24 protein-coding genes are annotated in these 24,834 nt (G+C 35.8%); 19 read left to right on the top strand and 5 right to left on the bottom strand.

Features of this window, described 5'->3' with window-relative positions; translation table 11 throughout:
• Positions 1-24: 24 nt before the first annotated feature.
• The 6 genes from U5921_RS15070 (at position 25) to U5921_RS15045 (ending at position 5,776) form a co-directional block, all read left to right on the top strand.
• Positions 25-426, top strand: a complete 402-nt coding sequence (locus U5921_RS15070) for a hypothetical protein (RefSeq protein WP_324824278.1) — start codon at positions 25-27, stop codon at positions 424-426.
• A 215-nt stretch (positions 427-641) separates the two neighbouring features.
• The gene (gene rarD / locus U5921_RS15065; RefSeq protein WP_324824277.1) at positions 642-1,625 is read left to right on the top strand and encodes an EamA family transporter RarD; all 984 of its coding nucleotides are present in this window, start codon (positions 642-644) and stop codon (positions 1,623-1,625) included.
• Positions 1,625-2,722: a hypothetical protein gene (locus tag U5921_RS15060; protein WP_324824276.1), complete on the top strand. Its 1,098-nt coding sequence runs from the start codon at positions 1,625-1,627 to the stop codon at positions 2,720-2,722. Before rarD ends, U5921_RS15060 begins: the two co-directional genes overlap by 1 nt.
• 58 nt (positions 2,723-2,780) lie before the next feature.
• Entirely contained in the window at positions 2,781-3,662 is an 882-nt protein-coding gene (locus tag U5921_RS15055) for an MBL fold metallo-hydrolase (RefSeq protein WP_324824275.1), read from the top strand.
• A 12-nt stretch (positions 3,663-3,674) separates the two neighbouring features.
• Positions 3,675-4,946, top strand: a complete 1,272-nt coding sequence (locus U5921_RS15050) for an ATP-binding protein (RefSeq protein WP_324824274.1) — start codon at positions 3,675-3,677, stop codon at positions 4,944-4,946.
• The gene (locus U5921_RS15045; RefSeq protein ID WP_324824273.1) at positions 4,943-5,776 is read left to right on the top strand and encodes a DNA-binding domain-containing protein; all 834 of its coding nucleotides are present in this window, start codon (positions 4,943-4,945) and stop codon (positions 5,774-5,776) included. The genes U5921_RS15050 and U5921_RS15045 overlap by 4 nt, the downstream gene beginning before the upstream one ends.
• A gap of 80 nt (positions 5,777-5,856) precedes the next feature.
• Here the strand turns inward: U5921_RS15045 and U5921_RS15040 are convergent, their stop codons facing one another.
• Genes U5921_RS15040 through U5921_RS15030 form a run of 3 tightly spaced genes read right to left on the bottom strand, consistent with a single transcriptional unit; the run spans position 5,857 to position 7,744 of the window.
• Entirely contained in the window at positions 5,857-6,672 is an 816-nt protein-coding gene (locus U5921_RS15040; RefSeq protein ID WP_324824272.1) for a hypothetical protein, read from the bottom strand.
• A complete protein-coding gene (locus U5921_RS15035) occupies positions 6,666-7,373 on the bottom strand; it encodes an ABC transporter ATP-binding protein (RefSeq protein ID WP_324824271.1) in 708 nt (235 codons plus the stop codon). Before U5921_RS15035 ends, U5921_RS15040 begins: the two co-directional genes overlap by 7 nt.
• Positions 7,370-7,744 (bottom strand): GntR family transcriptional regulator, encoded by a 375-nt coding sequence (locus tag U5921_RS15030; RefSeq protein WP_324824270.1) that lies wholly within the window; start codon positions 7,742-7,744, stop codon positions 7,370-7,372. The genes U5921_RS15035 and U5921_RS15030 overlap by 4 nt, the downstream gene beginning before the upstream one ends.
• A 242-nt stretch (positions 7,745-7,986) precedes the next feature.
• Between U5921_RS15030 and U5921_RS15025 the strand changes: the two genes are divergently transcribed.
• The 3 genes from U5921_RS15025 to U5921_RS15015 all read left to right on the top strand — a co-directional run bounded on the left by U5921_RS15025 (position 7,987) and on the right by U5921_RS15015 (position 10,323).
• The gene (locus U5921_RS15025) at positions 7,987-8,316 is read left to right on the top strand and encodes a thioredoxin family protein (RefSeq protein WP_324824269.1); all 330 of its coding nucleotides are present in this window, start codon (positions 7,987-7,989) and stop codon (positions 8,314-8,316) included.
• A gap of 131 nt (positions 8,317-8,447) precedes the next feature.
• On the top strand, positions 8,448-9,713 hold the full coding sequence (locus tag U5921_RS15020; RefSeq protein WP_324824268.1) for an aminotransferase class V-fold PLP-dependent enzyme: 1,266 nt from the start codon (positions 8,448-8,450) through the stop codon (positions 9,711-9,713).
• 184 nt (positions 9,714-9,897) lie between these two features.
• Entirely contained in the window at positions 9,898-10,323 is a 426-nt protein-coding gene (locus U5921_RS15015) for an EamA family transporter (RefSeq protein ID WP_324824267.1), read from the top strand.
• 82 nt (positions 10,324-10,405) lie between these two features.
• On the opposite strand, the gene U5921_RS15010 is transcribed toward U5921_RS15015, so the two are convergent.
• Positions 10,406-10,966 carry a hypothetical protein gene (locus U5921_RS15010; protein WP_324824266.1) on the bottom strand — a complete coding sequence of 187 codons (561 nt, stop codon included), beginning with the start codon at positions 10,964-10,966 and terminating at the stop codon, positions 10,406-10,408.
• A gap of 219 nt (positions 10,967-11,185) precedes the next feature.
• Here U5921_RS15010 and U5921_RS15005 point away from each other — a divergent pair, with 219 nt between their 5' ends.
• The 8 genes from U5921_RS15005 (at position 11,186) to U5921_RS14970 (ending at position 21,276) form a co-directional block, all read left to right on the top strand.
• A complete protein-coding gene (locus tag U5921_RS15005) occupies positions 11,186-12,271 on the top strand; it encodes an ABC transporter substrate-binding protein (protein WP_324824265.1) in 1,086 nt (361 codons plus the stop codon).
• 62 nt (positions 12,272-12,333) lie between these two features.
• Positions 12,334-13,125 (top strand): ABC transporter ATP-binding protein, encoded by a 792-nt coding sequence (locus U5921_RS15000; protein ID WP_324824264.1) that lies wholly within the window; start codon positions 12,334-12,336, stop codon positions 13,123-13,125.
• On the top strand, positions 13,109-14,032 hold the full coding sequence (locus tag U5921_RS14995) for an ABC transporter permease (protein ID WP_324824263.1): 924 nt from the start codon (positions 13,109-13,111) through the stop codon (positions 14,030-14,032). The genes U5921_RS15000 and U5921_RS14995 overlap by 17 nt, the downstream gene beginning before the upstream one ends.
• Before the next feature lie 50 nt (positions 14,033-14,082).
• Entirely contained in the window at positions 14,083-14,475 is a 393-nt protein-coding gene (locus U5921_RS14990) for a PadR family transcriptional regulator (protein WP_324824262.1), read from the top strand.
• A 310-nt stretch (positions 14,476-14,785) separates the two neighbouring features.
• On the top strand, positions 14,786-16,273 hold the full coding sequence (locus U5921_RS14985; protein ID WP_324824261.1) for a DUF1538 domain-containing protein: 1,488 nt from the start codon (positions 14,786-14,788) through the stop codon (positions 16,271-16,273).
• Complete coding sequence (locus U5921_RS14980) at positions 16,266-16,934, top strand: P-II family nitrogen regulator (protein ID WP_324824260.1); 669 nt, start codon at positions 16,266-16,268, stop codon at positions 16,932-16,934. The genes U5921_RS14985 and U5921_RS14980 overlap by 8 nt, the downstream gene beginning before the upstream one ends.
• Before the next feature lie 162 nt (positions 16,935-17,096).
• A complete protein-coding gene (locus U5921_RS14975; RefSeq protein ID WP_324824259.1) occupies positions 17,097-19,199 on the top strand; it encodes an EAL domain-containing protein in 2,103 nt (700 codons plus the stop codon).
• A 310-nt stretch (positions 19,200-19,509) separates the two neighbouring features.
• Complete coding sequence (locus U5921_RS14970; RefSeq protein WP_324824258.1) at positions 19,510-21,276, top strand: methyl-accepting chemotaxis protein; 1,767 nt, start codon at positions 19,510-19,512, stop codon at positions 21,274-21,276.
• Positions 21,277-21,463: 187 nt separating this feature from the next.
• Here the strand turns inward: U5921_RS14970 and U5921_RS14965 are convergent, their stop codons facing one another.
• Positions 21,464-22,381 carry a DMT family transporter gene (locus tag U5921_RS14965; RefSeq protein ID WP_324824257.1) on the bottom strand — a complete coding sequence of 306 codons (918 nt, stop codon included), beginning with the start codon at positions 22,379-22,381 and terminating at the stop codon, positions 21,464-21,466.
• A 586-nt stretch (positions 22,382-22,967) separates the two neighbouring features.
• On the opposite strand from U5921_RS14965, the gene U5921_RS14960 reads away from it, so the two are divergent.
• Both U5921_RS14960 and U5921_RS14955 read left to right on the top strand, forming a co-directional pair.
• Positions 22,968-23,315, top strand: a complete 348-nt coding sequence (locus U5921_RS14960; protein WP_324824256.1) for a hypothetical protein — start codon at positions 22,968-22,970, stop codon at positions 23,313-23,315.
• Between the two features lie 10 nt (positions 23,316-23,325).
• The gene (locus U5921_RS14955; RefSeq protein ID WP_324824255.1) at positions 23,326-24,504 is read left to right on the top strand and encodes a cation:proton antiporter; all 1,179 of its coding nucleotides are present in this window, start codon (positions 23,326-23,328) and stop codon (positions 24,502-24,504) included.
• The last annotated feature ends 330 nt before the right edge of the window (positions 24,505-24,834 follow it).

Here is a 24,834-nt window from a genome sequence, read left to right as displayed (position 1 = left end):
AGAAAGTAGGGAGGTGCTTTTACGGTGAATGATGAATACATAAAGACGAGTATGGAAAGAGACCGGAGAAGTTTTCGTGAGGATAGTGCTGAAGTTCATAAGGATGCTTTTAATGAACCACATAAAGATTGTCGATGTGAGCCACCTCGGAATGACTGTTGCTGTGAACCGAAGTTTGACTGCAATGATCCTTGCCAGGACGACAATGGGTTTGGAAGCTGGTGGCCGATTCTTATCTTGATTTTCTTGCTCTGCGGAGGAACTGGTAATTTCTTTGGAGGCGGCGGAGGCTGTGACCATGGAGATTGCTGCGATAATAATAACGGCGGGTTTTGGATTATTATTTTATTGATTATTTTCTTTATCTGGAATAATAACCAGGGCGGCGGCTGCAAAGACGGATTCCTCGGAGGGATTTTTGGCTAAGAATTAGGAATTTAGAATGTATTAGGGTGCCCCTTGTTAAAAGCGAGGGGCACCTTGCAGTTCTGATCGATTTTTCGTTTATTACTTGCTCTTTTGCATTTTTCAAGATAAAATAATAAAGCATGGAAAGGTGACTCTTTTCGATACGTTCTTCTAAATAATTTCTAAATTTTCTTATAGTGAGAAATAGAAAGGCTTTTTATAAGGTGAAAAAGATGCAACAGGGAATTCTTAACAGCATGGAGTATAAAAAAGGACTGGCATGTGCAGTGGGCTGCTCTATTTTATGGGGGATTTTACCTGTTTATTGGAAATCACTGCAACCTATTGATCCGCTTCTAATTATGTTCTATCGCTTACTTTTTTGCTTTATACTAGTGCTTTTTATCAATTTGTTTTTATTTGGAAAAAAAGCAATGCTGGAACCATTGAAGAAGAAGGGAGCAAAGCTCACTTTTTTTCTAGCTGGAATATTAATTTCTTCCAATTGGGGCATTTATATCTGGGCAGTAAACAGTGGATTTATCATTCAAACTAGCATAGGGTATTATATAGAACCACTTGTTGTCTGTATTTTTGGAGTCGTTTTTTTTCATGAGAAGCTGGACAAATACAAAATGACAGCGTTTATATTGGCGATTGCCGGAGTTGCTTTTATGCTGGTATCTTATCGGCAGATCCCTTTTATTGCGATCGGCTTAGCACTGACCTTTGCCACTTATGCGGCAATCAAGAAAAAGACTCAAGTCAATTCACTTCTTGCACTGCTGTACGAAACCATGTTTTTAGCTCCTTTTGTATTGCTATTTATCTCATATATGGAATTTACCGGGCAGGGGGCTCTTTCTTCTGCATCTCCTATTCAACTTGTACTTCTAAGCTTATCAGGTGCATTTACAGCAACACCGCTGATGCTCTTTGCTATGGCTGCAAATCGTATTGATTTTATCACGCTTGGTGTGACGGAATATCTTTCACCTTCAATGAGCCTGATTCTAGGCATTTTTATTTATAGAGAGCCATTTGATTTTATTCAATTGACGGCTTTTATATTTATTTGGATCGGTTTAATCATTTTTACATTTGGGAGCATCAAGAAGAATAAAAAAGAAACGGAAACAGAAGAAAATTTGAGTTGTATTTCAGAAGCGGAAGGGGAAAATGAAAAGAAAATAGAGCATTCGGAGGCGCATTTATAATGGAAGAAGAAAAAAAGGTAGAATTGTCAGTATTGCATATAGGTTTCTTATATATAGGTGCTTTGATGGGGGCAGGATTTGCGTCCGGAAAAGAAATGTGGCAGTTTTTTGGCGTGTTTGGACGCAATGGTATTTTTGGACTGTGTTTGATTACCTTGATATTTATGGGGTTTGGGTATATGACGGTTACGATTGCAAGGGCTCTTCGGACAAATGACATGAGTAAGCTGATTTTTCCCATGGATAATAAGACGTCTGAGACGTTAGTGGGAATTATTATGTCAGTTTTTCTTTTTATGGCATATTTCTCAATGCTGGCTGCTGGCGGAGCTTTGTTTCACGAACAGTTTGGAATCCATCGTTTTCTAGGAAGCTTACTTTTGATGTTCTTAGCTGTGTTAACAGCGATTAATGGGTTTGAAGTGGTATCAAAGAGACTGCAAAAAGTAACACCGATTTTGATATCGGGTACTTTGATTCTCTGCTTGCTTATCATGATAAAAAATAATTTTGATTTTCATCCGGAGGTGAAGATGGCGGCAAGTCCCTTGGCGTCCAATTGGTTTATTGCAGCGATTGCTTTTGTATCGTATAATTTAACCGGTGCGATACCGATGCTGGGAAGCTGTGCAATTCATGCTAAAAGTAAGAATACTGCACAGAAAGGAGCCGTTCTTGGCGGTATTTTTTTAGGAACCTGTTCTTTGATTTTATATTTAACCACATTAACAGATCCATTCAGAGCTTCAGAAAGTTCATTACCGATGCTTGTACTTTGTGAACAGCTGGCATCTTGGGTACGTATGATCTATGCAGTTGTACTTTTGATTGCAGTATTTAGTACAGCGACCAGTACTTTTTATGGCATTACGACTAAACTGCCGGAAACGAAAAATAGGAAGCTTTATATATGGATTTTGGCAGTTATCGGATTTGGGATGAGTTTATTTGGATTTTCAAATCTTGTGGCATTTATGTATCCGATCGGAGGATACTGCGGATTGATCTTTCTTGTGTTTATGGTTGTCAACTTTATAAGAGTACAGTCGGGTAAACGCAACTTCCATGAGGAAATAAAAGAAGACGATACCCTATAAAAGAGAGTCAATAAAAACGACAGGAAGATTTAGCATGATATAAAAAAAGGAAAAGAAAATGATAAAAGGAATGAAACGTGTTGCCGGTGGACCGGGCGGTGATGCTCTGGTTTTGATCGGCAGTGAAAAAACAGCTGTACTGGATTGCGGGATGGCATATTGTGCTCCGCGTATGATCGAGCAGGTAAAAGAGGTGCTAAAGGGACGGACATTGGATTATATGTTTTCTTCACATACCCATTATGATCATATTGGAGGATTGGCATATTTGAGACAGGAATGGCCAAACATAATAAGTGTGGGAAATGCACATGGACAAGCAGTTTTAAAGCGATCAGGAGCTTTGAAGGCGATTCGTAAGCTTTCAGAAAGTGCTGCAAAAGAATATATGAAGGAGAGCTACGAGCCTTTAGAGTATAGAGATGAAGACTTACGTATTGATTATGTGGTAAAAGACGGCGATGTGATTTCTTTGGGTGACCGTCATCTTCTTGTAATGGAAACACCAGGTCATACGAATTGTTCTCTATCTTATTACTTAGAAGAAGAACGTTTTTTATTTCCAAGCGAGAGTATAGGTTGTTATGTCGGGAATCACCATATGGTTTCACCGATTTTAACAGGATTTCAGGATACAATTACATCGATACAAAGGTGCAGGGAACTCAACCCTAAATGGGTTTCTTCGCCTCATTATGGAGTCGTTCGTAATATCACTCCACAGCAGTATTTTGATTTAGCCGTACAGGCTGCAGTGGATATGAAGGAATTCATCTTAGAGATTCATCATAAAGGGATGACACAGGAAGAAATGATTCAGGCTTGTCAAGAACGTTATTGGAATGGAGAAACTGCAAATGAGCAGCCGCTGATGGCTTTTCTAGTTAATACAAAAGCAGCGATCTCTGTAATCTGTAAGGAATTTGGTGAGGACCAATAAGGACTTGATTTTATGAAAAAAGTAAAAACGACTTTTCTTGTAGCGACTTGTATCGCGCTTGCGTCGCAAGTCAGTGTCAATTTATACACGCCAGGGTTTACAATTACATTGGCAGGCTTGCTTTTGCCGGTATTTTTATATTTTAACCGCGAATTTAATCCGCTGGAGATTGCGCTAATTACCGGAATAGTATCACCTGTATATCGTGGCCTAATTATGTATGTCAGTGGAATTGCATTGCAGGACGTTGCAGCAACGGTACTGGCTGATGTAATGTTTTATGTCATTTACGGCGCCTTGTTCTATCTTCTTTTTTGGCAGCGTTATTATGCCAGTCTGACGAGTTTTTTTATTGCAACTATGATTTCTGATTTTTTTGCAAATGCGGTAGAAATCAGCATATTAATGCGATTGCAGACCTTTCGGTATGAAATTTTTCAGACACTTGCACTCGTCGCATTTGCCAGAGCAACCATCGATGCTGGCATTATACTCTTCTATGGTTATTATAAATCTTTGTTGTCAGCAACCGAGCATGAAGAACGGTATCGGAAGTTGGTCTTAATTACTTCTAAAATTAAAAGTGAAATTTATTTTATGAATAAAAACAATGCGGACATTGAAACGGTTATGAAGAAAGCTTACAATCTCTACAAAGAACTTTCAAAGAGCAAGTATGAAGAAGATTTGCGAAATGATTCTCTTGAAGTAGCGAAGGATGTACATGAAATAAAGAAAGATTATTTAAGTGTCATTCGTGGGTTGGAGGAGATGTTTGATAATGGCTCTTTAAATGATACGAGGATGAGCGTTGCAGATATCGCCGCGATCATTATACCAGATATTAAGGATTACATTCGAAGAAATCGTTTAGATATATCCTTTGATTTTAAAATAGATAATCATTTTTATATCATTAATCATTATTATTTTGTTTCAGTTTTACGAAATCTGATTTTTAATAGCATTGAATCAATGGAAGGACGGCATCGGGGTTACATTCAAATTGCGCTCAAAAAGGACAACGGGTACTGTTTTATTTCCGTAGAGGACAATGGCAGCGGTATTTCCCGGGAAAACTTAGAATACATCTTTAATATGGGATTTTCAACAAAATTTAATGTAGAAACAGGCGATATTTGCAGAGGAATTGGTCTGTACCATGTAAAAGATATAGTAGAGGGAATTTTTTCAGGTGAAATAAGTGTAAACTCGGAATTAGGAAAGGGTACAAAGTTTACAATACAAATTGATGCAGCGGAGCTTGAGGGGAGGAATGAATGAGATACTATATCGTGGATGATGATAAAAATGTTGTGCGGATTCTCACCACTATTATTGAGGAAAACGGAGGTGCAGAGGTTGTTGGAAGTGCATATGAAGGAAAAACTGCATTTCATGAAATTCTCTTGTCCAAGCCAGATATCGTGCTGGCTGATCTCTTAATGCCGGTAATGGACGGAACGACTTTAGTAAAAAAATTGAAACCCTTGATGCCGAATTTATGTTTTATTATGGTATCTCAGGTACTCGATCATGATCTAAGAGCAGAAGCTTATGAAGCGGGGATCGAATTTTTTATTGGAAAGCCGATTAATAAGATTGAAGTGAAGAACGTTGTTTTGAAAATGGCTGAGAGAATTGAGATGGAGCAAACATTAAATCATATTAAACGCTTGTTTAAAAATGAAATGCAGCCTACACAGGCAGAGGATCCGGGCATGTTGAAAATCAAGCATATACTGGGTATGCTGGGTATGCTGGGAGGAAAAGGGACCAATGATATTTTAACGGTCTGTATGTATCTTTTAGGAAATAGCAGAGATACTTTTGAATGTGATGACAATGAAATTCAGACTCTTATCGGTGACAGCCCTCAAATGGTAAAGCAGAGGATGCGGAGAGCAATTAAAGGCGGTCTTACAAACATCGCCAGTTTAGGGATAGAAGACTATAGCAATGAGTTTTTTCAGACATACGCAGGCGTGTTATTTGATTTTACAAGTGTCAGATCAGAAATGGATGCTTTGAGTAAGGGAACCAGTGCAGGTGGGAAAATTTCGCTTAATAAATTTTTTGAGGGATTGCTGCTGATGTGCAATAAAGATAGGTAAAACTAATTTTATATATTATAATGCAGGTTTTTACACTAAGTCAGTATAAAGAACCTGCATTGTTTGTTTTTAAACGAAATCTACTCTAAGTCAAGTTTTTTATCTAAAAGAAGGATCGTACTTACACTGAAGAGAGCCGCTATAAGTATTAAATATAAAATACCTCCTGAAAGAATTGTATTGAGTATTCCAGACAAGTATGAAAAATCATCGTTTGCCGAAAAAGCTCTTAGTTTTTCCATAAATACAGCATCATTAGAGAATAGAGGTTCTATAATGGAAACCCCAGCGTTTAGAATGATTGATTCCAACCAAGAAAACGCAAAATAAAAGAGCACTCCTGCCGGGATACGAAAACGATTGAACTGTTTCAAATGGGCAACGGAGCAGGATAAAAACAGTTTAGCCATTTCTTTAATACAGGAAGTAATGATAATTAAGAGAAACAAAAAGATACTTAAGGCATTTTGTGATGGTACTTGCATCATTTTATCCAGAAAAATTTTAAATTCGGGAAAAGAACTTCCATTCAGAATCACACCCAATAGGATTAAAGCAAATAGGGATACGATGCCGGTTAAAATAATCCACATGGAACTTACAATCAATTTTGATATTACGATATCACGTGAGGTAACTGGCAGCGTTAAGGTTAGATAACCTTGGCTGGAAAATATATTCGTATTAAACAGATGAAATAAGCTACTGGCCACTACAACGATAATTGCAATAATAATGCCGAAGATGATAAAACCTGCTATCATGTTTACGATTTGATTGTTCACATTGCTGAGAACAAGTGGAAGGATTGTTACGGCAAGTATGATTGCCAGAAATATACTTACAAACTCTCTATACGTGGATCTAAAATCATATTTTATTAATTTGCCTAACATTTGAATACCTCCCGAAATAATTGATCGATGGACTTTCCTTTTGAAGAACGAATGTTATCAATATCGTCGTTCAGTACAATTTCTCCGTCTTTTATAAAGATTACGGTGTCAAAGATTCGCTCCACATCAGAAATGAGATGTGTTGACATCAGAATCGTAGCATCTTCATTATAATTTGTTAAGATTGTATCCAAGATAAAATCTCTGGAAGCAGGATCGATGCCGCCTAATGGTTCGTCTAATATATAAAGCCGTGCATTTCTTGACATTACGAGGCACAATTGGAACCGCTCTATCATACCTTTTGACATTTGTATGATTTTTTGTTTTGGATTAAGTCCTAAACGGTGAACCATTTCGAGGCATTTTGCTTCGTCAAAATCAGTATAGAAATCTTTGAAAATAGAGATGACATCTAAAGGCCTCATCCATTTTGAAAAATAGGAATGGTCCGGTAAATAGGAGATAATCGCTTTTGTGGAAGGACCGATTTTATTTCCGTCGATGGTGATGTTTCCGCTGTAATCTCTGATAACTCCTGTTAAGATTTTAATTAAGGTCGTTTTTCCGCTGCCGTTAGGGCCTAATATACCAACGATATGTCCTGGTTCCAATGTTAAGTTGATATCTGTTAATGCTTGTTTCTTCTGATAATTTTTCGTCAAATGTTCAATTTTAATCAATTCTTTATTTTGATTCATTTTACCTCACCTTTCTTAATTTTGTTTTGAAGCAATTCCACAGATTCTTGTTCAGAAAAACCCAAACTTTTCATTTGCTGAAAAAATTGTTCCGTTATTTCATTTGCAAGAGCAAATTGCATTTCATGTATTAATTTTACATCTTGCGTAATAAAACGGCCGCTTGTACGTTCTGCATAAACAAGCCTGTCACGTTCAAGTTCTGAAAGTGCTCTTTGCATAGTATTAGGGTTGACTTCAAATTGCATGGCAAGATCGCGTACGGATTCAAGCTTAGAACCGGCCTGTAGCTCTCCTGAAACGATTCTGTGTTTGAATTTGTGAACCAATTGCACGTAAATGGGTAGGTTAGATTGAAATTGGTTTGGCATAATATAGAAACCCCCTTTCGAATCTGTATCATTGTACTATTACATTAATACAATATTTGAGTTTTGTCAATAAATAATTAAAAAATATTTTAACCAATGTGGTCAGTGCGTTATACTATAATTGACTTAAATAATAAAAATATAAAATCGAAGAACAAGAGAGAAATTTATCTTGAGCATTGAAAAAGCTTTTTATAAGTAGGAGGGAAATCTGAAATGGTTTCAGAATTGAGGGGAAAAGAATGCAGGCATTCAAAAATTATAAAGAGGTAAAAGAGGCAGTTTCTGAATGTGTAATACTGCTGATTTTTGCAAAATCAGAAAACTGTACTGTCTGCGAAGCAGTGCTGCCTAAAGTAAAACAATTAGTCAATGAAGAAAAAATCCATAATGTAATGATTGGAATTGAAGATGTACCGGAATTTGCAGGACAGTTTTCTGTATTTACCGCACCGACTATTTTATTGTTTGTATCAGGGAAAGAGGTTTATAGGCAGTCGAGGTTCATCAAATGGGATGAACTGAATAAAGAAATCAAAAAATGGAAAAATGCAATAGAAAATAGAGGATAGAGACAGTGCACAGGCGCTGTCTTTTTTATAAAGTAAAAAGTTGCCTTATGATAAGCTTTTGTTCGTTTCATGTGAAAGTATTTCATTTTAATGCATATCTATTATAAAGGTTAAAAATAAGAGGGGGAGCTATGAGAAAGATAAATAAGAAGAACAGTACAGCCGCTACTTTGAGAGAGTTAGTGATGGATGTGTCTTATTTGATACCTACAAATAACGGCACATTAACCAGTATTTATTTTGACAATGCGGGCACAACACCTCCATTTAGAACGGTAGTAGAAGAATTGGAAAAATATACTCCGTGGTATAAATACATATCAGATAAATCAAGAAAAGCAAAATTCCTTTCTGAGCTGTATGAAGAAAGCCGAATTAGTGTTAAAAATTTTTTTAATGCTGATATGGAGGAAGATACAGTTATTTACACAAAAAATACGACAGAGGCAATTAACATCTTGAGCAATGTAATCTGTCAACAGAATGCGGAGACAAAACCGATAGTAATTACAACATATATGGAACATTTGTCCAATTATCTTCCTTGGAAATTTCGATGTGATACGGTCTTGGTTGACGTTGAAAAGAATGGAAGACTTTCTATGTCTGATTTAGAAGAAAAATTAGACAGGTACAAGGGAAGAGTGAAATTAGTCGCAGTCGCAGGTGCCAGTAATGTAACGGGATATATTAATCCGATTTATGAAATTGCAAGAATGGCACATTTACATAATGCAGAAATTTTGGTGGATGCTGCACAGCTAATGCAGCATCGCAGGATAGATATGCATCCGGAAGATGTAATGGAGAGTATTGATTATATCGCTTTTAGTGCACATAAAACATATGCTCCGTTCTTTACAGGCGCATTGGTTGGAAATAAACATGCACTGAATATGGGGTATCCGCTTTGTTTTGGTGCAGGAATTACGGAACTTGTTACAGATCAGGAAGTAATTCTTAAGAAAAGTCCGCAACGGTACGAGGCCGGATCGAATAATATATTGGGTGTGATTGCTTTAGCTACTGCAATACAAACGATGATACGGGTACATATGGATGTGATAAAAAAGCATGAATCTGAATTGCTTTCCTATGCAATGCGGCAGATGAAAGAGAATCCGCGTGTTATCTTATATGAGGACAGTGAAAATTTAGAAGATCAGGTACCAATTATTGCGTTTAATGTAGAAGGAAAAAAGCCGGAAGAGACTGCTAGATATTTATATGAAAATTATGGGATTATTACTAAAAACGGATATTGCGGTGCGGATTTATATGTTAAAAAGCTGGTAGAAGGGAGCCCTTATACCGGTATTGTTCGGATCAGCTTGGGTTTGTATAATCAAGATTTTGAGATCGATCGTTTGATTAAAGCCTTAAAAAGCTTCCAGTAACAGGTGGAAATAGATACTAAATGTTTTTAATCTTGTAAATTAATCGGCTCTTTTAAATGACCACTATAAGGGTTTTTATAATTGCGTATTGAATCTTTTAAATAAGAATGTTAGATTATTAATGATATTTCTATATTGCATACTACATGAGATACGAGATAGAAGAACAGGAGAGATTAAAAAGATGTGGAATTATATTTGGCCGGTTTTAGTCGTTATTTTTGCAAATACTTTTTACAATATTTGTGCAAAATCAACACCAGAAGGAGTACAGCCATTTGCAGCTCTTATGGTTACTTATTTTATGGCAGCAATGGTATCACTCCTTCTCTTTTTTATTACGAGTGAAAATAAAAATCTTATTCATGAAATCATGAATATAAATTGGACAAGCTTCGTGCTGGGCGTGTCCATTGTCGGACTTGAATTTGGATACATTCAGATTTACCGAGCAGGATGGAATGTAAGTGTTGGTTCATTAGTGACCAATATCGGATTGGCAGTTGTTTTGCTTTTTGTTGGTCTGCTTTTATATAAAGAAACGATTTCTTTAAATCAGATCATTGGAATTGCATTGTGTATTGCGGGCATAGTGTTCATTAATAAATAGATATTACAGCCTTAAATAAGCACGCATCAGTCGGTACTTCTAAAAGTAAGATTTAATGACATAATAAGGATTCTATTTATATCTAGTTCATTGAATGAGCTTTCCATTTTAACAAGTCTTCATAGTTTATTGGATTCTCATATTCCTCATCGTGTGTTTTAATCCATGCATTGATTTGTGTCATTTCTTCAGCGGTCAAATTATCGGTAGAGAGCATTTCTGACTTTATTTTCGAAGCATCTTCCCAAGTTATTTTGAAGGATAACTTATTGATATGATTTGAGTATTCATTGAAATACCAGCGCTTTTCACCTATATAAAAGTGCTTATCGTAAAACACATATTGGTTAAGCGTTTCTCCCTTTATTTCACTGTTATTTTCTAAGTATATGAAACCGATCACATGCGGGTAAAATTCTTTGTTCTCTTTGCATGTAAAATAAGGAGTCAAGCCTCCTTTATTGGGAGCACAGACTTTCCAATGATCACTTTCTGCAATCACTTGGCTAGATGAAATGGAAAATACATCTGCATAAGTAGAATTGATATTAAAAAAACCTGAAGTAAAAAAATATATAAACAGAATAAGAAGCATGACAAGAAGCATCATGAGATATTTTTTTTGAACTATGTTATTTTTCATTTTTATTCCCCCCTTAAGTCTTATTAAAGATAGAATATTCTAAATTGATTTTAATTGCAAACTAATTTTCAATATTTTAACATACAGATTATTCTTTCTTGAGATTTTATGTGAAGAGAATATAGAAGAATTGCATTTAATCAGTTGACAAATGCATAGATATAACCTAGTATTAGACTATATCTAATATTAACTTATGTGGATTAGGCGGGTGGTAAAATGAAAAAGAAGTGGAAAAGAATAGGAATTGCAGTTATTTTACTTTCTTGTATAACAGCTATTACAGGCTGTGGAGATAAGAAAGCGCCAGGAGAGATGACGGATGCGGTTCAAACGATTACAGTTGGACGTCCAGGGTTGGATATAAAGATTGCGAGTATCATCATCGCTTCTGAACTAGGATATTACACAGAAGAAGGTGTTAACGTCAAGTTTGAAACAATTTCTAATTTAGCAGACGGCATGACTGCAGTAAGTCAAGGCAAATTAGATGTTCTTCCCTTTGGTGTTATTCCGTCGTGTACTTTTGTTTCGAAAGGTTCAGATGTTGTGGTGTTTGGAGGGACCATTTCGGAAGGAAGTGAAGGTATTGTATTAAATGAGAATATAGATAAATATAAAACTGTAGGAGATTTTAAAAACAAAAAGATAGGCTGTTACCGTATGGAAACAGGACATATGGTGATAAAAGGATTTTTACGTGAAAATGGATTTGATGTAAATTCTGATGTTGAATTTGTATATCTGGACAGCCAGCAATCTATTGTGGAAGCAGTTAAGAAGGGTGAAGTGGATTTGGGTTTTGTCAACAGCGGTTATGGCTATATTGCGGAAAAAAGTGGTTTGGCAATCGCATTTCATGCGTCTGATTTTAGTGCGGATTTTCCTTGTTGCCGTCAGACAACGAACCGCTCTACTCTGACAGATAAGCATAGGCCCCTTGTAAAGTTTACGATTGCAAATCTACGTGCTTATTATACTTTGGAACATAATAAGGAAAAATCCATCGATGCGTTGGTCGCATATTGCGGTCAGGATGCACAATATGTTGAGAGTGTTATCTATGGTAGTGACACTTATGATGCGGCAATGAAGATTTCGTTAGATCCGAACAAAAATAAAGTTTGTGATTTTTATGAAGTCATGAAGAGCAATGGAGATATTGATGCAGATACAAAATTTAAAATGGAAGATCATGTGGATACCTCTATTTATAAAGAAGCATTAGAGGAGCTGATCGAGAGAGATAAGAACAGTGAATTTTACGTTTCTTTAAAAAATGAATTTGAAAAAAATAATCAATAATCATTAAAATTATTTTAATACGAGGCAATTTGTATTTTTTAGCAGAGAGGGATGAAATAACTATGTGTTTAATCAGCATCAATCATCTATCGTTTTCATATCCGGTTTGCGGTCAAGCTCATTTTGCTTTGGATGACATTGATTTTCAAATCAATGATGGTGAGTTTATCTGTCTTATTGGACATTCGGGAAGTGGAAAAAGTACATTTTTAAAATTATTGGCTGGGATTCTTTCTCCTGATGATGGGGAAATTTATATTGAAGGGCGAAAAATATCAGCGCCGGGGACTGACCGTGCAGTTGTTTTCCAAAACCATTCCCTGTTTCCCTGGCTTACGGTTATAAAAAATGTAATTTTTACGATACAGGTTACAAATAAGAAAATGACGAAAAGACAGGCGGAACACACTGCAAAAGAATATTTGACCAAAGTGGGAATGATAGACTTTCAAGATAAATATCCGGATCAATTATCTGGAGGCATGTATCAGAGAGCTGCGATTGCGCGTGCTCTTGCAATGGAAAGTAATATCCTTTTGCTGGATGAACCTTTTGGCGCTTTGGATGCAAAAATAAGAAAAAAATTGCAACAGCTTCTGGAATATTTATGGGGAAATGGAGAAAAAAGAAAAACTGTTTTATTTGTTACGCATGACATTGATGAAGCAATTTTACTTGCAGATCGTATTGTTTTTATGCATAAAGGTAGGATTATAGCTGATAAGAGGGTTACTTTTCCCCGGCCACGCAATCAGAATGAAGCGGCTTATTCTGAACATATTGCACAATTCAAATCAGATTTATTAGATTTGTTTTATCTTGAACAGGAGACGCTGGATGAAGAAGGTATTTAATACACAGGTAATTGTGACACAAATAATACTCCTCCTTTTAATTGGAGTCATTGTTTTTTTTCATGATAAAAAAACGGTTCAACCGAATTACGCTTTTTTAATTGCGCTTCTTTTGGTTGAACTCACTTATATTTATAATTTTTTTCATACTAAGCAGAAGAAAGATCATTTAAAAGCTGTTTCTGACCGGATGCTGTTATTACTTTTTTTCTTGTTTGTTTGGGAAATTTCAACCACAAAATTAAATTTAATGCATCCGGTATTGGTACCTGCACCGGAGGATGTCTTTTATGTTTTTGCAGAACAGTATCAAGTGCTTTTAGAAGGTGTCTTCTATTCTTTGGAACTGCTGTTAGTTGGATTTTTGCTTGGCCTTAGCTTAGGTGTCACATTGGGGTTGATCGTAGGCTGGATCCCGCGTTTAAGGGGTATTTTTTATCCTATGGCGAATGTTTTAACACCGATTCCTCCAGTTGTCTTTGCACCGTATCTGATTGCAATTATGCCGACATTTCGAAGTGCTTCTGCATTGGTAATTTTGCTGGGTATTTTTTGGCCGACTTTTTTAAATATGATGATTCGTATTGATTCCATTGATTATCGTATTTTGGAGTCTGCCGCAGTTTTAAATTTGAACAGGCGGACAATGATCTTAAAAATATTGTTCCCATATGTTTTTCCGAGTGTTATTTCTGGTTTAAAAGTATCTTTAACCACTTCAGTTATGATGCTGACCTTTGCCGAGATGATGGGAGCCACCAAAGGAATGGGTTTTTATATTATTAATTACACTCACTATGCAAATTACACGAATGTAGTTGCTGGCTTTATCGTAGTAGGAGTTGTGGTAACTTTTTTAAATTGGCTTGTGACAAAAATTCAAATGAGAGTAGTGAAATGGCGTTGAAAACAGAACGCTAAATGTATATAATAAAGGATAATAGGGGGATGAATCATATGGAAAATGACAAAAAAGATAGGATTGATATTAAGGGGAGATGTTCTTGCAAAGGCTATAATTTGGATAAGCTCCTTCAGCCTAATATACTTATTTTACTTACAAAAAAGAATCTGCATGGATATTCAATTATTCAAGAGTTGGAAAGCAAAGATCTTTTTAATGGAGAAAAAGCAGATAAAACTGGGATTTACCGCACATTGAATACATTGCAGGAGAAAGGTCTGATCCAGTTTGAATGGGAGCTGGAAAGCACAGGACCTGCGAAAAAAGTTTATCACATAACAGAAACCGGTTTAGAGTGTCTTTCGCACTGGGTAAATACACTGGAATCCTACAAAAAAACGATTAATGTTATTATTAAAGAAGCAAAGGCTTTATTAGAAAAATAGAACAATAGATTAAAAGAAGGAAAATAAAGGAGACCTTTTACAGCATATTTTTAATCAATCCTTATACCAGAATGAATTTGCAAGATTTTTGATATAAGGCTTTTTTATTTGTAACAGAATAGTCATTTGACAATCCTATTGGAATAATGGTATGTTTGCTTTAAGATAATTTTCCAAATGCTGTAAGAAAAGATAGGAAAGAGATAAAAGACAACTTAGAGAAACATACGATCCACTATGTCAAAGTCTGGACAAATAATAGTGTTTATCTTGCCTTTAAATTATAACGCATAGAAAGGGTGATTTATATTTGAATATCATTTTTGAAAAGTTCAAAGAAGCATTGTACTCGGTTTTTCCAATCACTGTTATTGTACTGATCTTAAACTTTACGTTAACGTCAATGGAAACACCGTTAATTATAAGATTCCTGATAGGAGCAGTGCTGGTTATTTTAGGATTGACAATTTTTTTGACCGGCGTGGATATTGGCATTACACCGATTGGAAACTATATGGGAGCAGCAATCGTAAAATCGAATAAGGTCTGGGTTGTAGTATTTATGGGGCTCTTACTGGGGTTTTTCATTTCAGTTGCTGAACCAGACCTGCACATTTTGTCAGGGCAGATTGATAGTGTCACTTTAGGGATGATCTCCAAGAGCAGCATTATTCTTGTTGTCTCTTTCGGAATTGCGGTAATGGTTGCTGTTGGACTTTCCAGAATCATATATAACTTTCCGCTGTATAAAGTCTTGTCAGCTGTTTATGGGCTGATCCTGATTCTTTGCCTATTCAGCTCTTCTGAATTTATGGCAATTGCTTTTGATGCTTCCGGTGCAACGACAGGAGCTTTGACTGTCCCCTTTATCTTAGCGCTTGCAATTGGTGTATCCCAACTGAAAAAAGACAGTAAAGCATCAGAAAAAGATAGCTTTGGATTGATTGCAATTGCTTCTACCGGAGCGATCCTATCCGTTTTAATTATGAATATCCTATCCAAAACAGATCAAATTATAGGATCTCTGGATAGTACATATGAGGTATCCACATCTATCATTGGACCATTTATTCAGCATTTTCCGAAAATAGCAGGGGAATCATTAGCTGCGCTAACACCCATTGTGGTGATATTTCTTGTTTTTCAGAAATTTTCATTTAAAATGGCAAAAACAGCAGCGAGGAAGATCTTATTTGGTGTACTTTTTACTTTTATAGGCTTAGTACTTTTTTTATTAGGTGTGAATGCGGGATTTATGGAAGTTGGAAATACAATTGGGTACCAGCTTGCCTTGATGGACAACCCAGTCTATTTGGTTGTAATTGGATTCCTATTAGGTATGGTTACGATTCTTGCAGAACCGGCCGTTTACGTGCTTACTCAGCAGATTGAAGATGTTACAAGTGGATATGTCAAAAGAAAAGCTGTAATGTTTACATTGGCTCTGGGGGTGGCTTTAGCAGTTGCTTTATCGATTATTAGAATCTTGGTCCCTGAGATACAGCTATGGCATTATTTACTGCCTGGTTATGTTATTTCAATCGCAATGACTTATGTAGTACCTAAATTATTTGTTGGAATTGCATTTGACTCAGGAGGGGTCGCATCCGGTCCAATGACTGCCACATTTATTTTAGCGTTTGCGCAGGGGGCTGCACAGGGGATAGAAGGAGCAGATGTCTTGATAGATGCTTTTGGAATTATTGCAATGGTCGCAATGACGCCTTTAATTACGCTGCAAATTTTAGGTTTTATTTTTAAGGTGAAATCTAAAAAAGGAGGAATGGATAATGGATAAGAAAGATGAAGCTTTTGATATCGAATTAATATGCATCATTGTAAATTTCGGGTTGGGAAGCAAATTAGTTAGGCTTGCGAAAAAGCATGGTATTCCTGGGGGAACGATAATGCTTAGCAGAGGAACGGTAAATAGCAGTATTTTAGATTATATGGGTCTTTCTGATGTAAGAAAAGAAAGTGTTTTCATGGTTGCAGATAAAAAGATTGCACGGCAGGCACTGGAAGAAATGAATAAAGAATTCGAATTTAACAAACCAAATCATGGGATTGCATTTGCGACTTCTATTTGCGGTGTTTTAGGAACAAAGAGCATTGTGTGCGGTAATATAAAAAATGAGAGGGAGGTGGATAATACAATGTACCATCTAGTAACGACGATTGTAGATAAAGGAAAGGGTGAATGTGTGATCGATGCAGCGACGAAGGCTGGGTCAAAGGGAGGAACCATTATGAATGCAAGAGGCTCCGGGATCCATGAAACCAGCAAGTTGTTTTCTATGGAAATAGAACCTGAAAGAGAAGTTGTCATGATCCTTTCAGAGCATGAATCAACAGAGAAAATTGTTACTTCAATCAAAGAAGAGCTAAAAATAGAGGAACCCGGTAATGGCATTATCTATATTCAAGATGTAAATAAAACGTATGGAATATATAAGTGATTATAGGAGGATCCCAGATTTCTTATAAAATAATTTCAACTTGTTTTATAAATAATAAATATGACTTTTAAGTACCTTTGATACAGTAGATGATGGATGTAATATCCAAAGGTGGGGAATATGAGGGAACACTTAAAGAAGTTAATAATTGGGATGAAAAATTTGAATAAAAAATTTGGAGAGTTGCTTTTTCCACTCGCGGTCAGACAAGGAACGACCTATTTGATTCCGATCTTAATGATTGGGTCTATTGCGCTTGTTTTTATGAGTCTGCCAATCCCTGATTATCAGATGAAAATGGAACGATGGTTTGGGGCAGGGTGGAAAAATATCTTTCTATATATTCGAGATGGTTCTTTTAATATCTATGCGCTTTTAGCTGTTCTTTGCATTAGTTATACTTTTGCGAATACATATAATGATAAGGAGGGCAGTAAAATCCCTCCTATTATGGTATCCGTTGTGTCGCTATGCTCGTTTGTGACTGTATTTGGTATCAGTAAAAGTGATTTTAACCTATCCACTTTCGGTGTAACGGGGATCTTTGTAGCGTTGCTAATTTCTTTTTTTTCTTCGCTTCTATTCATTAAATTAAGTACGATTTCATTTCCTCGCATGAAATCGTATGCTGACGGAGCAGAACCGTCTTTTCAGTACGCGATGGCGGCAATTTTGCCTGCAGCAGTTACTATTTCTGTATTTGCAATCGTAAACTGTGCACTGATTTATTTCTTCGGTATCAATAATATACAATTTTTTATTTCTAAAATTTTAAATGGTATCTTTCATCAGTTAGATTCTTCTTTTTTTAGCGGCGTACTTTTTATATTTATGATTCATGTATGCTGGTTTTTTGGTATACACGGCAGTAATATGATGGAGCCGGTTGCTCAAAATGTATTTGGAGCAGCTCTTTACGGAAATCAATTTGCAATTCATGCAGGAGAATCACCGATTTATATTTTTACGAAGACCTTTTTTGATAATTTTGTCTTAATGGGAGGCTGTGGGGCATCCTTATGTCTTGTTTTAGCCATTTTAATCGCAGGAAAGCATAAAAACCTTCGAAAGCAGGCGAAACTTTCTATAATTCCGGTTCTTTTTAATATAAATGAATTAATTATTTTTGGGATTCCAATTATACTGAATCCAGTGTATATCATTCCTTTCCTCTTTGTTCCTTTACTTTTTACCACAATCTCTTATCTTGCAATGTATTTGGGATTTGTACCATATACAGTTCATTTAGTTGAATGGACAACCCCTATTTTAATCAGTGGTTATTTCTCGACTGGGTCTATAAGCGGAAGTATTCTTCAACTGCTCAATTTGGCAGTTGGAACGCTTTGTTACATGCCTTTTGTTAAAGCGGCAGAAAATAGCAGAAGCAAACGTTTCATGAGCAGTCTGCTTCGTGTGATCCAAGCATATAAACATGCAGAGGAGCAAGGGAAAAAGTCGGCACTTCTCAATCGCTATGATGAAATAGGAAATATTTCTAGATTTCTTACTGCAAATTTGGAATCGGCGCTTTCAAAGAAAAACATCCAGATATATTACCAGCCGCAGGTTAACTTTAAGGGAGAAGTTTTTGGAGCAGAGGCGCTTCTTAAATGGGAATATGGGAATTATGGTGTAATTTATACTCCACTTGTCGTTGCATTAGCAGAAGAAGCACAGATCATTGACCGTCTTGGATACTGTATTTTTGATACAGCGTGTGCTGATTTAAAAAAATTGAATCAGCTCGGTATAACAGATGTTGCAATGTCTGTAAATGTTTCTGCTGTACAGCTGGAAAATGGTCAATTAGTGAAAGATTTAGAGAAACTGTTAAAAAAGTATGGAGTAAAGGCCGAACATCTAAAAATAGAAATAACAGAGCGTGTTGCTCTTTCAGGAAGCAAGGAAATATTATCTAGTTTAAAGAAGGTGAAAGATTTAGGAATTCAATTAGCTTTGGACGATTTCGGTATGGGACACAATTCGCTGATCTATTTAAAAGAGTATAAATTTGATACCGTTAAGTTGGACGGATCATTAATCAAGGAATTAATCAGCAATAGCAATTGCGAGAATATTGTATCAAGTATCGTGTCGTTAGGAAAAACTTTGAACTATTCGGTGATTGCAGAATATGTTGAAGAGGAAGCGCAGCGACAGATTCTGCACGAATTAGGGTGTGATCAATACCAAGGCTATCTTTACAGCCAAGCGTTGCCTTACGAACAATTTATTTCTTATCTAGAAAAACAGAGACGGTAAAATAGCACCTAGATTTAATTGTTTACATGAACATGCAGGTAGAATGGAGAAATTTCTGCAAACGTTATAAAACAGAATAAAAATAGAAAAAATATTCTTTAATAAGAACGATTATTTTTATTTAAAGTATACAGAGATAATGATATAATCTTTAATCATTATAGACTTACAAAACTAAAAAAGGATAGGAGGCGATAAAGTATAAATTTGTGAAATGCCAAATTCATCTATGACAGCTATGAGAAAACGAATCAGAAATAACCGTTTAACTTTCAAAACATGTGAGCATGCGAACAGAGGAGATGAATTTATGATGAAACAATTAAAGATAGGAAAAAAATTATTTATACTAGTATTTGTTTTACTGCTATGTCTTATCATAGTAGCGGCGGCTTCCCTTATAATGATGAGCCGAATTGGTGCTTCGAGCACGAATATTAACCAAGTGTGGCTACCGTCTGTAGTTGTAGCAGAAGAAATAAACACGATGACTTCAGATTACAGAATTTATGAACTGGGGCATATACTTTCTGAAGATAATGCAAAGATGCAAGAATATAATGATAAAATCAGTGAGGAAAAACAAGAAATCGAAGAATTTTTTGCAACGTATGAGACTATGCTTACAGGAGAGGAAGACCGTCGGTTGATGGAAGATGCAAAAACGGCATGGGATAAGTACCTTACTGCAAGTGAAACGGTATTACAGTTGAGCAGTCAAAATCAGACAGATTCTGCTATTCAAAAAATACAGGAGGAATCGAGAATATTATTTGATGATGTATCAAATAAATGTCTGAAAATAGTTGAATTCAATAAAGAGGGAGCAAATCAAGCCGGTGTCAAAAGTCACTCTTTGTTTGTTTTCTCAATTATATTTATTTTATGCGTCTTAGCTGTTGTAACGGTAAGCGGGATTTTGCTGGCAGTGTATATTGTGAGAATGATTGTAAAGCCAATGGAAGAAATCAATATTGCTGCAAATGAAATAACAAATGGAAATTTGGATATACATATCAGCTATGAATCGAATGATGAGGTTGGACAAATTGCGAAAGCCTTTACTGCTATGAGCTTTGATCTGAAAACAATCATTCAAGATATTCAATATTTACTCAACGAAATGTCAATGGGTAATTTTGTAGTAGAGACTCAATGCGAAGAACGCTATCTCGGTGAATATGAACAAATCTTGCAGGCAACTCGCCATATTAATCGAACATTAAGTCACACCTTGGCTAATATAGGAATGGCATCCGATCAAGTTGCAGTGGGATCAGATCAGGTATCGAATGGAGCACAAGCACTCTCACAAGGTGCAACTGAGCAGGCTAGTTCTATTGAAGAATTGTCCGCTTCTATTACTGAAATTTCTTCACAAGTGAAATTAAACGCAGAGACTGCGAAAATGGCAAATAGCCGTGCAGAAATAGCAGGAAATGAAATCGTTAAAAGCAATGAGCAGATGAAAAATATGGTAACTGCTATGGAGGATATCAATTTAAAATCATCTGAAATCTCCAAGATTATAAAAGTGATTGAAGATATTGCATTCCAAACAAATATTTTAGCTTTAAATGCAGCAGTGGAAGCAGCGCGAGCCGGTACTGCTGGGAAAGGATTCGCAGTGGTCGCAGATGAGGTTAGAAATCTTGCAAGTAAATCTGCGGAAGCAGCGAAAAGTACAACAGATTTAATTGAAGAGACTCTTGTTTCCGTTCAAAAAGGATCAAAAATTGCAGGAAATACGGCAAAATCATTAGAGGAAAGTGCTAAGGTGACACAGGAAGCTGTTCAGTTAATCGACCGAATTGCAGAAGCTTCTGAACAGCAGGCGCAATCGGTTAATCAAGTGAATATTGGTGTTGAGCAAATTGCATCAGTCGTTCAGACGAACAGTGCGACTGCAGAGGAAAGTGCCGCTGCTAGTGAGGAATTATCGGGACAAGCACAAATGCTAAAGGATTTGATTAGTAAATTCAAGCTTCGAAAAGAAACTTCTGCTTCTATTGGAATGGCAGCAGAAGAAAGTTACATGGGTTTAGAAGAAAATAATACAGTATCTAATAAATATTAAAAAACAAATTAACAAGATAGAAAAGAACATACGAATGAAAAGAACCTGAAAAATCGTTTACTTCTCAATCAATAGCTGAAAATAGATATAATTATAAATATAAGTAAAAGTCTTATTCGAAATAAAATTGAATAAGGCTTTTTGATTGTAGCTTTAGAAGAGGTTCTGACTACATTACTGGTTTAGTTTACTTGCTAATATCCTTTTGAGGCAGCTTAAATAAATTGAATCCAATAGTCCCAGCCAAAATTGCCACAATTCCTACGTAATGATAATAGTATAATGATTCGTGCAAAAAGACAGTTCCTGCTAAGATTGTAACAACCGTTGATACGTTGCTAAAAAGGCCCACCTTTGTAGCTTCCAATTTTCCTAAGGCATACGTTGAAAGCAAAGATGTTAGGAGAGATGAAATCACCCCAAGATATACAATCGCCCAAACAAAAGAAGGCTCTGAAAATGGTTCAAAATAAGAAGAAATATTACCGTTTATAATATGCAGGAAAATAGAAATAAGGTTAAATACAATACAACCGGTGATACTCATGACATATACGATTGAAAATACGGAATAATCCTTTGATAACTTTTTGGTCAGCACATTGTAAATCGCAAATGATGTTGCTGACATAAAAATAAATAGAAAGCCAAAGTAACTGTAATTGCTAAGATTAAAACCGTTTAATACGTTGATGTAGACCACACCGGACACAGAAATAAGTATAAAAACTTTTTGCAAATTTTTTATTTGCTCTTTTAATATAATTCTGGCGGCAATCAGTGTTAAAATCGGAGCGATGGCTTGTACTATTCCTGCTTCGGAAGATGATATTATTTTCAGTCCAAGCGTTTGGAACAGAAAAAAGGAAATCGGATAAGCAAAGCTAAATGGAATAATTTTTAACCAATCTACACGCTTAACAATAATTTTACCCGGATTAAAAAACCTATAAATACAGATACAAAGTGCAGCCAATGTAAATCTGTGAGCAAGTAAAGATATCGTATCAGCATTTCGAAGGGCTATTTTTACAAATAAAAAAGAAAAACCGATAATGAGTGATTGGAGAGTGATTGCTAAATATGCTTTTGTAGTATTTTTCATGAAAACCACCTTTTTAAAATACAACCTATATAAAACAAACTAATATATAAGCTGCTATGTTTGTTATGCTTTGTTTATATTGTAGTATAGAAAAGAGTCTGCTACAATAGCTATAAAACGAATCTGTACTGGTACTGGAAGTCTTTCCCTTATGCTGATTTTCTGCACTGTCTTAATAAAGCGATTACCACTTATGGCAAGACTTATTTCAATATGGGACAATTCGTGGTCTTCCTTCATTAATAGAGGAAGCAAAACGATTGCTTGAATCGTATCAGGTTTTTTGTACAAATAGAAATATTGTAGAATTGATTTTGATAAGCTGGAAGAAATTTTTCGTACCGAAGACATAAAGTTCTTTTATCTTATGTTGATCCGAAGTTCCGCTATAGTGTTTCAATTTGCTTTGCTGATTGGCTTGTGATACACTAAATATATAGTTAAAAATAAAGAATAAAAGAACCGTCTGGAAAAGCAGAAGGGCTTTTGGTATTGTTGCCGTTTGGCACTGATATGAAAAGCCTTTTTTTTTATAATTTATTTAAAGTATCAGATATTGGTTTTATATATTTGAAAGGAGAAAATTGTGAAAAAACAGCTATTATTTTTGGTCCTTAATAAAATAAGCGTTCTTAATAAATTGCTTATGAATCTAAATGAAAATGGGATTAAAGGAGCGACTGTAATCAATTCTGCAGGTATGGCAGGAACCCTTGCATCTGCTGAAGAAGAGATGTCTTTCTCACCATTTAAAATGATGTTTTCCGGTATTGCAGAAGATAATAAAACGATTCTAATGGTTATAGATGAAGAGCAAATTCCCATCGTTCAAAAAATTATTGTTGAGCTTGTGGGCGATTTGTCAAATCCGGATACAGCTTTTATGTTTGCAGTTCCTACAACCTTTGTGGATGGGATAACCTGCATGAAATAGGGAGGAAAAAATGCCGCAATTCACTCATTTATTATACATAGGTTCAATCCTATTATTTGGATTGCTATTTGGGCGATTTGTTAAAATTTTCAAATTCCCAAATGTCACAGGTTATCTCTTGGCAGGTCTTTTATTAGGTCCGCATATATTAGGTTTCTTTTCTTTAAAAATTATTCGGGATTGTTCAATCGTATCAGAAATGGCACTTGCTTTTATCGCGTTTATTATAGGGTGCGAATTTAAAAGAAGTTTTTTTAGAAGGTTAGGAATGACACCTGTAGTAATTGCTTTTTTTGAAGCATTTCTCGCCGTTGCTATTGTAGATATAGTATTGATTGCAACGGGACATGATGTCGCATTTTCTATCGTTCTTGGTTCTATTGCAGCAGCAACTGCTCCAGCAGCAACCGTAATGATTATTAAGCAGTATCGTGCAAAAGGCCAAGTTACTGATATGCTCATGAGTGTCGTAGCCTTAGATGATTCTGTGGCGCTTATGGCGTTTGCAATATCAGTCTCAATTGCCAAACGCATGAACGGTAACGGTGATCTAAGTGTTGCGCAAACCATAGTAACGCCTATGCTTGAAATCGCATATACGCTCATAATTGGTGCAATATTTGGTACACTCATGTATCTTCTTATGAAGTCCTTTAAAAAACAGAACAATCAATTGATCATCACAGTTTCTATTATATTTATTTGCTCTGCTTTGAGCCTATTTTTAGAATTATCGTCTTTACTATCCTGCATGATGTGCGGAATGTTTTTTTGTAATATAAGCAGTGAAAGCGATGAGATTGTTTCTTTATTAGATACCTGTACTCCACCAATCTATGTAATGTTTTTTGTTGTATCTGGAGCACAGCTTAATATTGAATTAGTACTTAAGATTGGAAGCGTCGGTTTTATCTACGTAATTGGAAGAGTAGTCGGAAAGCTGCTTGGCGCCAGAATTGGTGCAGAAATTATGGGAGCAAACAAAAAAATATGCCGTTATGTTGGTCCGGCTTTGATTCCGCAAGCGGGTGTTGCGATTGGTCTGATCGTAGCAGCTGAAACTGCTGTTCCAGAATATGCAGAGCAGATACGTACGGTCGTACTTTGTGCCACAATGTTGTATGAAATAGTAGGGCCGATTATTGCTAAATCCGCTTTAAAAAGAGCAGGAGAAATTAGAGAGGGTTAAGAAGAATAAAAAGAAGTCGTATTTTATTTAATAATAGAATGATATGATTCCATAAATTATTTTTTTTCCATATTTTTTAAGTAATAAAAAGGATATAAAGAAAAGATTTTGCATACTATGGTAGCACAAGGCTGTACGGCCGTTGTAATTTTCATTGTAATCTTGTATGAAATAGGAGGTTTGGTTATCATTAAATAAACGTTGAAATAGAGCGGGACAGGGGATAAGAGATTGACAGAAAATAAGTATAAGCCAGCGCTTTAAGCGCTGGCTTATACCACGAGTTTATAATTTTGAGCAAAGCAGCCATTTTTAGAGTGGTGCTTATAA

The sequence above is a fragment of the Sinanaerobacter sp. ZZT-01 genome (genome assembly GCF_035621135.1).
Classification (GTDB): Bacteria; Bacillota; Clostridia; order Peptostreptococcales; family Anaerovoracaceae; genus IOR16.
The sequence above is the reverse complement of the archived record's forward strand: the minus strand, read 5'-3'. Positions and strand labels throughout refer to the sequence as shown.